The 14,612-nt window shown below is 66.4% G+C and carries 15 protein-coding genes; 6 read left to right on the top strand and 9 right to left on the bottom strand.

Features of this window, described 5'->3' with window-relative positions:
• The first annotated feature begins 178 nt into the window (after positions 1 to 178).
• Positions 179 to 1,243: an Obg family GTPase CgtA gene (gene cgtA / locus ASC95_RS06870; RefSeq protein ID WP_057296939.1), complete on the top strand. Its 1,065-nt coding sequence runs from the start codon at positions 179 to 181 to the stop codon at positions 1,241 to 1,243.
• Positions 1,240 to 2,355: a glutamate 5-kinase gene (gene proB, locus ASC95_RS06875; protein ID WP_057296940.1), complete on the top strand. Its 1,116-nt coding sequence runs from the start codon at positions 1,240 to 1,242 to the stop codon at positions 2,353 to 2,355. The genes cgtA and proB overlap by 4 nt, the downstream gene beginning before the upstream one ends.
• Positions 2,356 to 2,366: 11 nt before the next feature.
• Here proB and ASC95_RS06880 read toward each other — a convergent pair whose 3' ends face one another.
• Positions 2,367 to 2,969, bottom strand: coding sequence for an RNA pyrophosphohydrolase (locus tag ASC95_RS06880; RefSeq protein WP_057296941.1), 603 nt, complete (start codon positions 2,967 to 2,969; stop codon positions 2,367 to 2,369).
• A gap of 167 nt (positions 2,970 to 3,136) precedes the next feature.
• On the opposite strand from ASC95_RS06880, the gene ASC95_RS06885 reads away from it, so the two are divergent.
• The 3 genes from ASC95_RS06885 to ASC95_RS06895 all read left to right on the top strand — a co-directional run bounded on the left by ASC95_RS06885 (position 3,137) and on the right by ASC95_RS06895 (position 7,706).
• The gene (locus ASC95_RS06885; protein ID WP_057296942.1) at positions 3,137 to 4,882 is read left to right on the top strand and encodes a proline--tRNA ligase; all 1,746 of its coding nucleotides are present in this window, start codon (positions 3,137 to 3,139) and stop codon (positions 4,880 to 4,882) included.
• Positions 4,879 to 5,487, top strand: coding sequence for a lytic transglycosylase domain-containing protein (locus ASC95_RS06890; protein WP_057296943.1), 609 nt, complete (start codon positions 4,879 to 4,881; stop codon positions 5,485 to 5,487). The genes ASC95_RS06885 and ASC95_RS06890 overlap by 4 nt, the downstream gene beginning before the upstream one ends.
• Positions 5,488 to 5,570: 83 nt before the next feature.
• On the top strand, positions 5,571 to 7,706 hold the full coding sequence (locus ASC95_RS06895) for a M3 family metallopeptidase (RefSeq protein WP_057296944.1): 2,136 nt from the start codon (positions 5,571 to 5,573) through the stop codon (positions 7,704 to 7,706).
• A 3-nt stretch (positions 7,707 to 7,709) separates the two neighbouring features.
• Here ASC95_RS06895 and ASC95_RS06900 read toward each other — a convergent pair whose 3' ends face one another.
• The 6 genes from ASC95_RS06900 to hemA form a co-directional block, all read right to left on the bottom strand.
• Positions 7,710 to 8,273 (bottom strand): UbiX family flavin prenyltransferase, encoded by a 564-nt coding sequence (locus tag ASC95_RS06900; protein ID WP_057296945.1) that lies wholly within the window; start codon positions 8,271 to 8,273, stop codon positions 7,710 to 7,712.
• A complete protein-coding gene (gene grxD, locus ASC95_RS06905; RefSeq protein WP_056203405.1) occupies positions 8,273 to 8,587 on the bottom strand; it encodes a Grx4 family monothiol glutaredoxin in 315 nt (104 codons plus the stop codon). Before grxD ends, ASC95_RS06900 begins: the two co-directional genes overlap by 1 nt.
• Positions 8,588 to 8,642: 55 nt before the next feature.
• Positions 8,643 to 9,215 (bottom strand): hypothetical protein, encoded by a 573-nt coding sequence (locus ASC95_RS06910; protein WP_057296946.1) that lies wholly within the window; start codon positions 9,213 to 9,215, stop codon positions 8,643 to 8,645.
• A 111-nt stretch (positions 9,216 to 9,326) separates the two neighbouring features.
• Positions 9,327 to 10,136 carry a peptide chain release factor N(5)-glutamine methyltransferase gene (gene prmC / locus ASC95_RS06915; RefSeq protein WP_057296947.1) on the bottom strand — a complete coding sequence of 270 codons (810 nt, stop codon included), beginning with the start codon at positions 10,134 to 10,136 and terminating at the stop codon, positions 9,327 to 9,329.
• Positions 10,133 to 11,218, bottom strand: coding sequence for a peptide chain release factor 1 (gene prfA / locus ASC95_RS06920; RefSeq protein ID WP_057296948.1), 1,086 nt, complete (start codon positions 11,216 to 11,218; stop codon positions 10,133 to 10,135). Before prfA ends, prmC begins: the two co-directional genes overlap by 4 nt.
• 65 nt (positions 11,219 to 11,283) lie before the next feature.
• The gene (gene hemA / locus ASC95_RS06925; RefSeq protein WP_056203417.1) at positions 11,284 to 12,546 is read right to left on the bottom strand and encodes a glutamyl-tRNA reductase; all 1,263 of its coding nucleotides are present in this window, start codon (positions 12,544 to 12,546) and stop codon (positions 11,284 to 11,286) included.
• A 55-nt stretch (positions 12,547 to 12,601) separates the two neighbouring features.
• Between hemA and ASC95_RS06930 the strand changes: the two genes are divergently transcribed.
• A complete protein-coding gene (locus ASC95_RS06930; protein ID WP_057296949.1) occupies positions 12,602 to 12,877 on the top strand; it encodes a hypothetical protein in 276 nt (91 codons plus the stop codon).
• Here the strand turns inward: ASC95_RS06930 and miaB are convergent.
• Positions 12,867 to 14,222, bottom strand: coding sequence for a tRNA (N6-isopentenyl adenosine(37)-C2)-methylthiotransferase MiaB (gene miaB / locus ASC95_RS06935; RefSeq protein WP_235537723.1), 1,356 nt, complete (start codon positions 14,220 to 14,222; stop codon positions 12,867 to 12,869). The genes ASC95_RS06930 and miaB overlap by 11 nt on opposite strands.
• Positions 14,219 to 14,596, bottom strand: a complete 378-nt coding sequence (locus ASC95_RS06940; protein ID WP_057296950.1) for a hypothetical protein — start codon at positions 14,594 to 14,596, stop codon at positions 14,219 to 14,221. Before ASC95_RS06940 ends, miaB begins: the two co-directional genes overlap by 4 nt.
• Between the last annotated feature and the right edge of the window lie 16 nt (positions 14,597 to 14,612).

The following is a 14,612-nucleotide window of genomic DNA, read 5'->3' on the forward strand; positions in this document are numbered from 1 at the left end:
GGGTCGCCCGCCCGGATACTTCCAAGCCCCGGCTCGCCGGGGCTTTTGTTTTTGAGGTCCGGTTTGCCGGAGCCTTTGCTTTTTTGATCCGGCTCGCCGGGTTTGTTTTTTGGAAAGCCCGCGGCAGTGAATCGCGGCGGGCGCGCCGCAACCCAGCCAGTACGATGGCTGCTCAGCCATGAAATTCGTCGACGAAGCCACCATTGACATCGCAGCCGGCAACGGCGGCGCGGGCTGCGCGAGCTTTCGTCGCGAGAAGTTCATTCCCTTCGGTGGGCCGGACGGCGGTGACGGCGGCAAGGGTGGCAGCGTGTGGGCCGAGGCGGACCGCAACCTGAACACGCTGATCGACTACCGCTACGCACGCCGCCACGAAGCACGCAACGGTGAGGCCGGTCGCGGTTCCGACTGCTTCGGCGCGGCGGCCGACGATATCGTGCTGCGTGTGCCGGTCGGCACCATCATCACGGACCTGGAAACCGAGTCCGTCATCGGCGAGTTGATCGAACCCGGCCAGCGCATTCTCCTGGCCAAGGGAGGCGACGGGGGCTTCGGCAACCTGCATTTCAAGACGAGTACCAATCGTGCGCCGCGCCAGAAGACGCCGGGTTGGCCGGGCGAGGCCAAGAAGCTGCGCCTGGAGCTACGCGTGCTGGCCGACGTTGGTCTGCTGGGCCAGCCCAACGCCGGCAAGTCGACATTGATCACGGCGATCTCCAACGCCAAGCCCAAGATTGCGGACTATCCGTTCACTACGTTGCATCCCAACCTCGGTGTCGTGCGCGTCGCGCCCGAGAAGAGCTTCGTTGTCGCGGACATTCCGGGCCTCATCGAAGGTGCCTCCGAGGGCGCGGGCCTCGGCCACCAGTTCCTGCGCCATTTGCAACGCACGCGGCTGCTGTTGCATGTCGTTGACCTCGCGCCCTTTGATCCCGAAGTCGATCCGGTCAAGGAAGCCAAGGCCATCGTCGCCGAGCTGAAGAAATACGATCCTCAGCTGCATGCCAAGCCACGCTGGCTGGTGTTGAACAAGCTGGACATGGTTCCCGAGGAAGAGCGTGCCGCGCGCGTGAAGGACTTCGTCAAGCGCTATCGCTGGAAGGGGCCGGTCTTCGAGATCTCGGCGCTGACACGCCAGGGCTGCCAGCCGCTGATTCACGCGATCTACGACCACGTCGCCGCCGAGCAGAACGTGCTGGTCGAACCCGATATCCGTTTCGAGTCCAACAGCCCCGCCGAATGAGTTTGCTATCCAGCGCGCGCCGCATCGTTGTCAAAGTCGGTTCCAGCCTCGTCACCGACGAGGGCCGCGGCGTTGATGCCGACGCTATCGCGAACTGGAGCCGCCAGCTGGCGGCGTTGGCGAAAGAGGGCCGAGAGCTGATCATGGTGTCCAGCGGCGCCATCGCCGAGGGCATGAAGCGCCTCGGTTGGGCGACGCGCCCCAAGGAACTGCACGAGTTGCAGGCCGCTGCGGCCGTCGGCCAGATGGGCCTGGCGCAGATGTATGAGAGCCAGCTCAGTGCCCAGGGCATGGCCAGTGCACAGGTGCTGCTGACGCACGCCGACCTGGCGGACCGCGAGCGCTATCTGAACGCTCGTTCGACGCTGCTGACGCTGCTGGCCCATCGCGTGCTGCCCGTCATCAACGAGAACGACACCGTCGTCAACGACGAGATCAAGTTTGGCGACAACGACACGCTGGGGGCGCTGGTCGCCAACCTGGTCGAGGCCGATGCGCTGGTGATCCTGACCGACCAGCGCGGCCTGTATTCAGCCGACCCGCGCAAGGACCCAACCGCCCGCTTCATCGATACGGCACAGGCCGGCGATCCGGAGCTGGAGCGCATGGCTGGTGGCGCCGGCTCGAGCATCGGCCGTGGCGGCATGATCACCAAGATCCTTGCGGCCAAGCGCGCGGCTGGCAGTGGCGCGGGCACCGTCATCGCCTGGGGGCGCGAGCCCGATGTGCTGCTGCGCCTGGCGCGCGGCGAAGCCATCGGTACGGCCCTGCTGGCGGCCACGCCCAAGCTGGCGGCGCGCAAGCAGTGGATGGTCGACCACCTGCAACTGCGCGGCTCGGTCAAGGTGGATGCCGGTGCGGCGATCAAGCTGCGTGACGAAGGGAAAAGTCTGCTGCCCATCGGCGTGGTGGGCGTGCAGGGCGGCTTCCATCGCGGCGATGTCATCGCCGTGCAGACGGTCGAGGGCGTCGAGCTCGCGCGCGGCCTGGCCAACTATTCAGCCTCGGAAGCCCGGCTGATTGCGCGCAAGCCCTCATCGGAGTTCGAGGCCTTGTTGGGCTATGCGGCTGAACCCGAGCTGATCCACCGAGACAACTTGGTTCTCCGTTAGGAGCGCCAACGTCAGTTGGGCGGCTCGCCGTCCGGCGGCGTTGCCGTTGTCTCCAGTGGCGCGTCCAGCGGCATTGGCCCGCTGTTGCGCTCCCGGTGCGAGGGCCGCATGCCAGCACGCAGATAGCGGTTGTGATGGTTGATGCGCGGCAGGTAGCGCGCCAGCTCCGTCAACGCCATCTCGTAAACGCCGCGCTTGAACTCGATAACGGCCTCCAGCGGCACCCAGTACTCGTTCCAACGCCAGGCGTCGAACTCCGGGTGATCGGTGGCGCGCAGGTTCATGTCGCAATCGCGCCCCACCATCTGCAGCAGGAACCAGATCTGTTTCTGGCCCCTGTAATGGCCACGCGCATCTCGCCGGATGAAGTGCTCGGGCACCTCGTAGCGCAGCCAGTCGCGCGTTCTCGCAATGATGCGCACATGCTCTGGTATGAGCCCCACTTCTTCGTGGAGCTCTCGGAACATCGCCTGCTCAGGCGTTTCACCGTGCTTGATGCCCCCTTGCGGGAACTGCCACGAGTGCGTCCGGATGCGTTTGCCCCAGAAGACCTCGTTGCGTTGGTTGAGCAGGATGATGCCGACGTTGGGGCGGAAGCCTTCACGGTCGAGCATAATCAACCTCAAATCTCTAGTTGGTTCGATTATTGCATCGGGCCGCGATGGTCACAGCGCCCTCGCTAACCCGCAGAGTTCTCCCTGTTTTGTCGTGACTTCGGCCGGGTTTTCACCCGGCCTTCGCATTTGCCAGGCGCTCTCCTGGCCTTTGATCCGGTCTGCCCATGAAAGCCTCCCAGTTCTTTGTCTCCACCCTCAAGGAAGCGCCCGCCGATGCCGAGGTCGTCAGCCACAGGCTGATGATGCGCGCTGGCATGATCAAGCGCCTGGGCGCCGGCATATACAACTACATGCCGATGGGGCTTCGCGTCATCCGCAAGGTCGAGAAGATCATCCGCGAGGAGATGGACGCGGCGGGAGCCGTCGAATGCCTGATGCCCGTCATCCAGCCTGCCGAGCTGTGGCAGGAAACCGGCCGTTTCGACAAGATGGGCCCCGAGTTGCTGCGCGTGAAGGATCGCCATGGCCGCGACTTCATCGTCCAGCCGACCAGCGAGGAGGTCATCACCGACATCGCCCGCCAGGAACTGCGCAGCTATCGCCAGCTGCCCAAAAATTTCTATCACATCCAGACCAAGTTCCGCGACGAACGCCGTCCGCGCTTTGGCCTGATGCGCGGCCGCGAGTTCACGATGAAGGACGCTTACTCCTTCGACCGCGATGTCGAGTCTGCAGGCCGCAGCTACGACAACATGTACGCGGCCTACGGCAAGATCTTCGACCGCTTCGGCCTGCAGTACCGCGCCGTGGCGGCGGACACCGGTGCCATCGGCGGCGATCGTTCGCATGAGTTCCAGGTCATCGCCGAGACCGGCGAAGACGCCATCGTCTATTGCCCGACCAGCGACTACGCCGCCAACATCGAGCTGGCGGAAGCGGTCGCGCTGCTGCCCGCGCGCGGCGAGGCGCTGCAGCCACTTGCCAAGACGCCCACGCCGGGCAAGGCCACCTGTGCGGAAGTCGCATTGCTGCTCGGCTTGCCGCTCGCGCAGACCGTCAAGTCGCTGGTACTGGCCACCGATGAGCTCGACAGGGACGGCAATATCGCCAAGACCCAGGTCTGGCTGCTGCTCGTTCGCGGCGACCACGAGCTGAACGAAGTCAAGGCTGGCAAGGTCGAAGGCCTGAAGGGCGGCTTCCGCTTCGCGACCGGTGGTGAGATCGACGCTCACTTCGGCTGCAAGCCCGGCTACCTCGGCCCCATCGGCCTGAAGCAGCCGCTGAGGATCGTCGCTGACCGGACGGTCGCCGTCATGAGCGACTTCGTCTGTGGTGCCAACGAGGCCGACTTTCACTTCACCGGCGCCAACTGGGGCCGCGACCTGCCCGAGCCCGATGTCGTTGCGGACATTCGCAACGTCGTCGCCGGCGATCCCTCGCCCGACGGCAAGGGGCTGCTGGCCATCCAGCGCGGCATCGAGGTCGGCCATGTCTTCTATCTCGGCACCAAGTACTCGGCCGCGATGAACGCGAACTTCCTGGACGAGAACGGCAAACCCAAGCTGATGGAGATGGGCTGCTACGGCATCGGCGTGACCCGCATCCTGGGCGCCGCCATCGAGCAGAACCACGACGCGCGCGGCATCATCTGGCCGGACGCCATCGCGCCCTTCACGGTGGTCATTTGCCCCATCGGCATGGACCGCAGCGAAGAGGTCAAGGTCGCCGCACACAAGCTGTACGAGGAACTCAAGGCGCTGGGCGTGGACGTGCTGCTGGATGACCGCGGCGAGCGCCCCGGCGCGATGTTCGCGGACTGGGAACTCATCGGCGTGCCGCACCGTGTGGTGCTGGGCGACCGCGGCCTCAAGGAAGGTCAGGTCGAATACCAGGGCCGTCGCGATGAGGCTGCCACCAAGCTCGCCGTGGCTGATGTGGTCGGTCACCTGAAGGGCCTGATCAAGCTTTGAAGCGCCGGTTGCTGCTGTCCAGCCTGCTCGCCGCGCCGCTGGCGGCGCGGGCGGGCGCCCAGGTCGAGGAGCCGCTGGCGGACTCGATGCGCTCGGCGCTGACGGCCTCCATCGCGCAGGCTGCGCCGCCGCGGCCGAAGTTCGAGGCCAGCCAGGTCGAGGAGCGCATGGCCTACCTGCGCTGGCTGGGCGCGATGAGCGAGCGTTTGAAGAAGCGCAAGAGCGAGACGCAGATCCGCATCGAATTCCTCGAGACGGTTTGGTACGAGGCCAAGCGCGCGGGCCTGGAGCCCAGCCTGGTGCTCGGCCTGGTGCAGGTCGAGAGTGGCTTTCGCAAATACGCGATCAGCATCGCCGGTGCGCGCGGCTATATGCAGGTCATGCCCTTCTGGGCCAAGCTGATCGGCGACGGTGATGCCGCGCGCCTCTTTCACATGCAGAGCAATCTGCGTTTCGGCTGCGTCATCTTGCGCCACTACCTGGACTTGGAGAAGGGCGACCTCTTCCTGGCTCTGGGCCGTTACAACGGCAGCCGCGGCCGGCCCGAATATCCGAACGCCGTATTTGCCGCGCGGCGGCAGTGGTTGCTGCCCGGCGAGAAATGACCCAGGGCTTTCCCGGCGTGGCTTGTGGCCGGGAGCGGTCAGGGCGCTAGGCTGTGAGGTTTCGTCCACAAGACAAGTCACCCATGCCCGCTGCCAAACGCTTCGCGCCTCTTCTCCTGACGACATTGCTGGCCACCAGCCTGAGCTGGGCTCAGCAGCCCTCGGAAAACCCTCTCTTCACGCCCAGCCCGCTGCCGCTGCAATACCCGCAGTTCGACAAGGTGCGCGACGAGCATTTCGCCCCGGCCCTGGACAAGGGCATGGCCGAGCAACTGGCCGAAATCCAGGCCATCGCCGGGAACCCTGCAGCGCCCACCTTCGACAACACCATCGTCGCGTGGGAGAAGAGTGGCCGGTTGCTGAGCCGCACCTCTACGCTGCTGTTCAGTCTGCTCGGTGCCGATGCCAACCCGGCCCGCCAGCAGTTGCAGACCGACTACGCCGCCAAGCTCGCCGCCCATCGCGACGCGGTGCTGCTCAACGCCAAGCTGTTCGCCCGTATCGAGGCCCTGTACGCGGCGCGGGACAAGGCTGCGCCCAACGCCGAGGGCAAGCGCCTCATCGAGCGCTACCGCCGCGACATGGTGCGCGCCGGGGCCCGGCTGAGCGACGAGCAGAAGGTGCGCATGAAGACCATCAACGCCGAATTGGCGACGCTCGGCGCGCGCTTCAACAAGGCAGTGCTGGCCGAAGTCAATGACTCAGCCCTCGTCGTTGACAGCGCTGAGGAATTGGCCGGCCTGACGCCGGCCCAGATCTCTACCGCCTCGGAAGCCGCCAAGAAGAAGGGTCTGGATGGCAAATACCTGTTGACGCTGCTGAACACCACCATCCAGCCGCAGGAGACCGAGCTGCAGAACCGCGCGCTGCGCGAGCGCCTGCACCGCGCATCCGTCGCGCGCGGCAGCCGCGGCAATGCCAATGACACGACGGGCATCGTGTCCCGCGTGATGACGTTGCGCGAGGAGCGCGCGGCCCTGCTCGGCTATGCGACGCCCGCCGCCTATGTGCTGGAAGAGGAGACGGCCAAATCTGCCGAGGCCGTCAACGCCATGCTGGGCAAGCTCGGACCGGCCGCGGTCGCATCAGCGAAGCAGGAGGCTGCCGAACTGCAGAAGCTTATCGACGCCGACCAGGCCGCCAAGAAGCAACCCAGCTTCGCCCTGCAGCCCTGGGACTGGAGCTACTACGCCGAGAAGCTGCGTGCCGCCAAGTACGGCTTCGACGAAAGCCAGCTCAAGCCCTATCTGGAGCTCACCAGCGTGCTGGAGCGCGGCGTGTTCTTCGCGGCCAACCAGCTCTACGGCATCAGCTTCAAGCGCCGCACCGACCTGCCCGTTTACCGCGACGACGTGCGCACCTACGACGTCTTCGACACCGACGGCAAGCAGCTCGCCATCTTCATCGCCGACCTCTACGCCCGACCCAGCAAACGCGGCGGTGCATGGATGAACGCCTACGTCAGCCAGAACGCGCTGGAGGGCACGCAGCCGGTTGTTGCCAACCACCTCAACATCCCCAAGCCACCGGCCGGTGAGCCGACGCTGCTGACCTGGGATGAGGTCAACACCTTGTTCCACGAGTTCGGCCACGCGCTGCATGGCATGTTCAACAAGGGCCAATATCCGGGCCTCTCCCGCGTGCCGCGCGACTTCGTTGAATATCCCTCGCAGGTCAACGAGGTCTGGGCCGACTGGCCCAGCGTGCTGGCCAGCTATGCCAAGCACTACCAGACTGGCGAGGCCATGCCGCGTGAACTGCTCGACAAGGTGGCGCGTGCCAAGCGCTTCAACCAGGGCTACACGACACTGTCCTATCTGAGCGCCGCCATCGTCGACCAGCGCCTGCACCAACTCAAGGCCGGCGAGGTCCCGGCGGCCGAAGGCATCATGGCCTTCGAGGCCAAGGTGCTGAAGGATGATGGCCTTGACTTCGGCCCCGTGCCGCCGCGCTACCGCCTGCCTTACTTCAGCCACATCATGGGCGGCTACTCGGCCGGCTACTACGCCTACATCTGGAGCGAGGTGCTGGACGCCGACACCGTGGAATGGCTGAAAGCCCACGGCGGCTTGAAGCGTGCAAACGGCGACGCGCTGCGCGGCAAGCTGCTGTCGCGTGGCGGCAGCGAGGATGCAATGGTGCTGTTCCGGAACCTCGTGGGCCATGAGCCCGACATCAAACCGCTGCTGGAGCGCCGCGGCCTCGTCGTGCAGAAGTGAAGCCTAGAGCCCGGCCCAGGATTTGGGCTGGGCGGCTGCGATGCCCGCCAGCTCGAGCACCCGTTCGACCGTTTCGTTGACCATCTCCTCGATCGTCTCGGGGCGGTGATAGAAGGCCGGCAGCGGCGGGAAGCAGATGCCGCCCATCTCGGTCACGGCGACCATATTGCGCAGATGGGCCAGGTTGAGCGGCGTCTCGCGCACCATCAGGATGAGACGGCGGCGCTCCTTCAGAGTCACGTCGGCGGCGCGGGTCAGCAGGTTGTCGCCCAAACCGTGAGCAATCGCCGCGAGCGACTTCATCGAGCAGGGCGCGACGACCATGGCGGCGGTCGCGAAGCTGCCGCTGGCGATGCAGGCGCCGACGTCTCCTGGCGCGTAGGCATGGTCCGCCTCGGCTTCCAGCGCGGAGCGGTCCAGGCCGAGCTCGTGGTGGGCATTGAGGATGCCGGCGGGCGTGGCGATCAGGTGGGTCTCGACGCCCAGCTCGCGCGAGCGGCGCAGCAGGCGCAGCGCATAGGCCGCTCCGGTTGCGCCCGTCAGCCCGACGACGAGCCTTTGGGTCATCAGGCGGCCGTCAGCGCCTGCTGCAACTCACCCGACTCGTACATCTCCATCATGATGTCCGAGCCGCCGAGGAATTCGCCATTGACGTAGAGCTGGGGGATGGTGGGCCAGTTGGCGTAGTCCTTGATGCCCTGGCGCACTTCCTCGTCTTCCAGCACGTTGAAGGTCTTGAGGTCGGTCACGCCGGCCGCCTTGAGGATCTGGATGGCGCGGCCGGAAAAGCCGCACATCGGAAACTGGGCAGTGCCCTTCATGAAGAGCACGACGCGGTTGGACTTGACCAGATCGTCGATGCGTTGCTGAACGTCGCTCATTGCAGTTCTCATCAAAGGCAAAACCGCAATTATCCCGGACAGACCCGCGCGGGCTTCAGTAGTTGTAAGCCAGGCCCAGTTGCAGCAGGGGCTTGAAGCGCAGATCGCGCATCGCGTCCTCGAAGCCCTGGGCGCTGCTGCGGCCCAGGCGCAGGCTGCCGTAGGAGCCTGACATCAGGCCGAAGTCGGCGCTGAAGGCCAGGCCGCTCTTGTGCACGCGGCCGGTGTAGCCGATGCCGACATAGGAGAGGTTGGCGTTGTCCAGCGAATAACCGTCCGGGCCGTTCAGCGACAGGCTGCGCCGGCCGGCGGAGACCGGGCCGCTGCCCAGTGCCAGGCCGCCACTGCTTTGCGACATGGATAACGGGCCGAGCAGCAGGCCACCGGTGGCGCGCAGGCCACCGCGCAAGCTGGAGAAGCCGGAGCTGGTGAGGTAGTAGTCGCCGAGCAGGTTGGCGCTGAGCACACGGGAGCCGCCAAGATGGGGCTGCTGGGCCTCGCTGCCGCTGTCGATACTGTTCAACTGCAATCGCGCCTGCCAGCGCGGATTGGTGTTGTCGTCGGCCCAGGCCGAGACGGTGAAGAGAACAGAGAGGCTCAGTACTGCAGCGCTGGCGAGGCGGGCCATGATCGTCTCCTGCGCGGTGCATCGAGTGGCACCGGGATTTGATACTACGCCGGCCAGTCAGTTACGGGAATGAAGAACTGGCAGCAATACATCACACATTTCGGGGCCCTTTCAGCTGGTTGCACGCCAGCAGCCGCCGCTGGCGCGGGGCCGGTCGGCGAGGTCGCGCCTCAATGTGGCCTGGGCAAAACCCCGTGCGGCCAGGCGGGCGGCGACCGCTTCGGCCTGGTCCCAGCCATGTTCCATCAGCAGCCAGCCGCCGTCGTTGATGTGTTGCGGTGCAGCATCAATCAGGGTCTGAAGATCGGCCAGGCCGTCACCTCCGGGCGTCAGGGCTGTGATGGGCTCATGGCGCAGGGCCGGCAGATGCGGGTCATCGCCGGCGATATAGGGCGGGTTGCTGACGACGAGGTCGAAGCGCCGGCCGGCCAGCGGCTCGAACCAGTTGCCGTGCCGCCATTCGACGGCCAAGCCCAGGCGCTCCCCATTGGCGCGAGCAACAGCCAAGGCGTCAGCGCTGAAGTCGACGGCGGTCACATGAGCGCGCGGGCAGGCCGCCTTGATGGCCAGCGCGATGGCGCCGCTGCCGGTGCCGAGGTCGACGACGCTGGGTTGGCCAGGCAGCATGGCCAGCAATTCCAGCGCCCAGTCGACCAGGGTTTCCGTGTCGGGGCGGGGGATGAGGGTGGCCGGGGTGACCTGCAGCATCAGGCCGTGGAAAGGCTGCCAGCCGGTCAGGTGGGCCAGTGGTTCGCCAGCGGCCAGCCTGTTCAACGCCGCTTCGGCATCGTGAACCGGCGCGTCGCCGTGGGTGATCAACCAGGCGCGGTCCTGGCCAGTCAGGTGGCTCAGCAGCGTCTGTGCATCGCCGCGCTCGACGCCGAGCCGGCGGGCGAGGGCAAGCGCCTCGTCGACGGTCATGCGCGGCCTTCCTCCAGCTGCGCGAGTTGCTCGGCCGCCTGCGCGGCCAGCAGGCCGTGGATGACGTCGGCGAGGTCGCCGTCCATGATCTGGCTGAGCTTGTAGAGGGTCAGGTTGATGCGATGGTCGGTCAGCCGCCCCTGCGGGAAGTTGTAGGTGCGGATGCGGTCGCTGCGGTCGCCGCTGCCGATCAGGCCCTTGCGCGTGGCGGCCTCCTTGGCGGCGCGCTCGCTGCGCTCCTTCTCCTGGATGCGGGCCTGCAGCACCTGCAGCGCCTTGGCCTTGTTGCTGTGCTGGCTGCGGCCGTCCTGGCATTCGGCCACGATGCCGGTCGGCAGGTGGACGACGCGCACGGCGGAATCGGTCTTGTTGATGTGCTGGCCACCGGCGCCGCTGGCACGGAAAGTGTCGATGCGCAGGTCGGCCGGGTTCAGCGTGATGACCTCCGCCTCGTCGGGCTCGGGCATCACGGCGATCGTGCAGGCGCTGGTGTGGATGCGGCCCTGGGTTTCGGTGGCTGGCACGCGTTGCACGCGGTGGCCGCCGGACTCGAACTTCAGCCGGCCGTAGACGCCGTCGCCCTCGATGCGTACGACCAGTTCCTTGTAGCCGCCGAGGTCCGACACGTTCTCGGACAGGATTTCGGTGCGCCAGCCCTGACCTTCGGCGAAGCGCAGATACATGCGCGCCAGGTCGCCGGCGAACAGGGCCGCCTCGTCGCCACCGGCGCCGGCGCGGATTTCGAGGAAGGCGTTGCGCTCGTCGTCCGGATCCTTGGGGATCAGCGCGAGCTGCAACTCTGCGTCGAGCGACGTCAATGCTGTCTCGTTGGATGCAATTTCCTCGCGGGCCATCTCCGCCATCTCAGCGTCCGCCAGCATGTCGCGTGCCGCGGCGAGATCGGCCTCGTGTTGCAGATAGCGCCGGTAGCGCTCGACCAGGCTAGACACCTCGGCCTGCTCCCTGGTCAGCGCGCGATAGCGCTTCATGTCCGATGCAATGCTGCCATCGGCGAGGAGGGCGTCGAGCTCGGCGAGGCGGAAGCCGAGGCGGTCGAACTGCTGGCGAAGGGAGTCTTTCATGGGCGGCAAACGTAAGGGCAGTCAGGGGCGGCGCTGGTGGCGCCGAGCGGCGAGCGAGATCGCCGCTAAGACTGCTTGCCGCGCAGAAAAAGGCGCGAGACGGTCTGCGCCAACTGCAGGCGCTGCTCGCCGTCGCTTGCGTGCAGTTCGGCCAGCGTGCCGTGCAACAGTTTCTGGGTGATGCCCTTGGACAGCGCGTCCAGCACCTCGTCCACATCCGCCCCCTTGGCCAGCAGCTTGCGGGCGCGGGCGATCTCGAGGGCCCGCCAGTCGTCGGCCTGGGCATGCAGGGCCTGGATCAGCGGCACGGTGTGGCGCTGGTCCAGCCAGTGCATGAAGCTCTGCACGCCGGTCTCGACGATGGCCTCGGCCTGGGCCACGGCGGCCTGGCGTTTCTCGCCGGCGGTCTGCACCTGGGCGGCGAGCTCGTCGACTGTATAGAGGTAGACGTCGTCCAACTGGGCGACCTCGGGCTCGATGTCGCGCGGCACGGCCAGGTCGACCATGAACATCGGGCGGTGCTTGCGTTTCTTCAGCGCCCGCTCGACGGCGCCCAGGCCGATCAGCGGCAGGCTGGAGGCCGTGCAGCTGACGACGATGTCGAACTCGTGCAGGCGCTCGGGCAGGTCGGCCAGGCGCATGGCCTCGGCGCCGAAATGGGTGGCGAGCTTCTCGCCGCGTTCCAGCGTGCGATTGGCCACGGCCATCTGGCGCGGCGTCTTGGCCGCGAAGTGAGTCGCGGTCAGCTCGATCATCTCGCCGGCGCCGACGAAGAGGACCCGTGTCTTGGCCAGGTCCTCAAAGAGCTGGCCGGCCAGCCGCACGGCAGCAGCGGCCATGCTGATGGAGTGGGCGCCGATCTCGGTGGAGCTGCGCACCTCCTTGGCCACCGAGAAGCTGCGCTGGAAGAGCTGGTGCAGCGTGGTGCCCAGCGCGCCGGCGTTCTCCGCCTCGCGCACAGCCTGCTTCATCTGGCCGAGGATCTGCGGCTCGCCCAGCACCATGGAGTCCAGGCCGGCCGCGACGCGGAAGGCATGGCGAGCGGCATCGCTGCCCTGCATCACATAGGCATGCTCGCGCAAGGCGCCGGCCTGCACGCCGCCGGCATCGGCCAGCCAGGCGATGGCGGGTTGCACCAGGGCTGACGGTGCGGCCACATAGACCTCGGTGCGGTTGCAGGTCGACAGGATGGCCGCCTCGGGCGTGCCGGACAGCTTCTGGCGCAGGCCGGTCAGTGAAGGGGCGAGCTGCTCGAGCGTGAACGCAAACCGCCCGCGCAGATCGAGCGGGGCGGTGTTGTGGTTCAGGCCGAGAGCAAAGACGGACATGGGCGTGAATTGTAGGATTCGCGGCTTTTCCGCATCTGACATCGGTCAAGCCCGAATGAGCCCACTTGACGCCTTTTGGCACATTGCGAATCTCTTTGCCCCAGCCTGGGGGCTGGCGGCGCTACTGGCGTTGGCGATCAAGGGCCTGTGGCGGCGGGTGGCGAAGCCTCTGGCGTGGCAACGGTTGTGGGCCTGGGGTGCGGCGGGCGGCACGGCGGCCGCCATCGCCACGCTGATCCTGCTCGGCCGAGATGGCCGCATGGCGGGCTATGCCTTGCTGGTGCTCGGCGTGGCCTTGCCGCAATGGTGGCTGCTGAGTTTCAAGCGCTAAGCACGTCTTCCGTCGTCACGACCTCGCCGCGCAGCGAATGCGCGAAGGCCGTCGTGATGCGCACATCGACCAGCTGGTTCATCAGCCGCGGCGAGCCGGGGAAGTTGACGATGCGGTTGCACTCGGTGCGGCCCATCAGCTCCGAGACGTCCTTGCGCGCATTGCCGGTGACAAGCACCTTCTCGACCTTGCCCACCATGCCTTGCGAGATGGTGATGGCATGCGCCTCGATGGCCGCTTGCAGCTCCTGCAGGCGCTTGACCTTGACCTCGTAGGGTGTCGTGTCCTCCAGCGCCGCGGCCGGCGTGCCGGGGCGGGGGCTGAAGATGAAGCTGAACGAGGCGTCGAAGCCGACGTCGTGCACCAGCTTCATCAGCTTGGCGTGGTCTTCGTCCGTTTCGCCGGGGAAGCCGACGATGAAGTCGCTGGCCAGGCGCAGGTCCGGGCGGATGGCGCGCAGCTTGCGCACGATGCTCTTGAACTCCAGCGCCGTGTAGCCGCGCTTCATCGCCATCAGGATGCGGTCGCTGCCATGCTGGACGGGCAGGTGCAGGTGGTTCACGAGTTGCGGGATCTTGCCGTAGGCCTCGATGAGGCGGGGGCTGAACTCGTTAGGGTGGCTGGTCGTGAAGCGCAGGCGGCGGATGCCGGGGATCTCGGCGGCGTATTCCAGCAGCAGGGCCAGGTCGGCGAACTCGGCTGTTTCGCCCATCTTGCCGCGGTAGGCGTTGACGTTCTGCCCCAGCAGGTTGATCTCCATGACGCCCTGGTCAGCCAGGCCGGCGATCTCGGTCAGCACGTCGTCAAACGGGCGCGAGACCTCCTCGCCGCGGGTGTAGGGCACCACGCAGTAGCTGCAGTACTTGGAGCAGCCTTCCATGATGGAGACGAAGGCCGAGGCACCCTCGACCTTGGCCGGCGGCAGGTGGTCGAACTTCTCGATCTCGGGGAAGGAGATGTCCACCTGCGGGCGGCGCTGTTCGCGGCGGGCATCCAGCATGGCGGGCAGGCGGTGCAGGGTCTGCGGGCCGAACACGATGTCCACGTAGGGTGCACGCTCGATGATGGCCGCGCCTTCCTGCGAGGCGACGCAGCCGCCGACGCCGATCATGACGCCCTTGGCCTTCAGGTGCTTCACGCGGCCGAGGTCGCTGAAGACCTTCTCCTGGGCCTTCTCGCGCACCGAGCAGGTGTTGAAGAGGATGAGGTCGGCCTGCTCGACATCGGTCGTCGGTTCGTAGCCTTGGGCGGCGCCCAGCACGTCGGCCATCTTGTCCGAGTCGTACTCGTTCATCTGGCAGCCGAAGGTCTTGATGAAGACCTTTTTTTTCACGACCTCGCTCATGGCTTGCTCCAGGTCTGGTCGCCCGGGTTGAACTGCCAGGTTGCCGACTCGGCCGGCGTCGTCGGCCAAGGTTTGTTGGCGATCTCGGCCGGGTTCAGCAGCCAGACGTCCATGATCAAGCCGCTGTTCTCGACCGTGTAGTGCACGATGAACTTCTGGCCGGTGATGGCGCCTGGCTGCACCAGCAGATTGGTGTCGCCTTTGATGCGGCTGCCGGGTGCGAGGCGCGCGTACTTGCCGTTCAACAGCACGTCAGGGTGCTGGGTGACGACGAGTTCGCCACGCAGGGTCTGGGGCGTGAAGAAGCGGTGCGTCTGGGCCTGGGCGGCCAGACAGCTGACGGCCAGCGCCAGTGGGAGTGCACAGCGGTACATGGTATGTGTCCAGTGG

It is taken from the genome of Pelomonas sp. Root1217 (genome assembly GCF_001425705.1).
Taxonomy (GTDB): domain Bacteria; phylum Pseudomonadota; class Gammaproteobacteria; order Burkholderiales; family Burkholderiaceae_C; genus Pelomonas.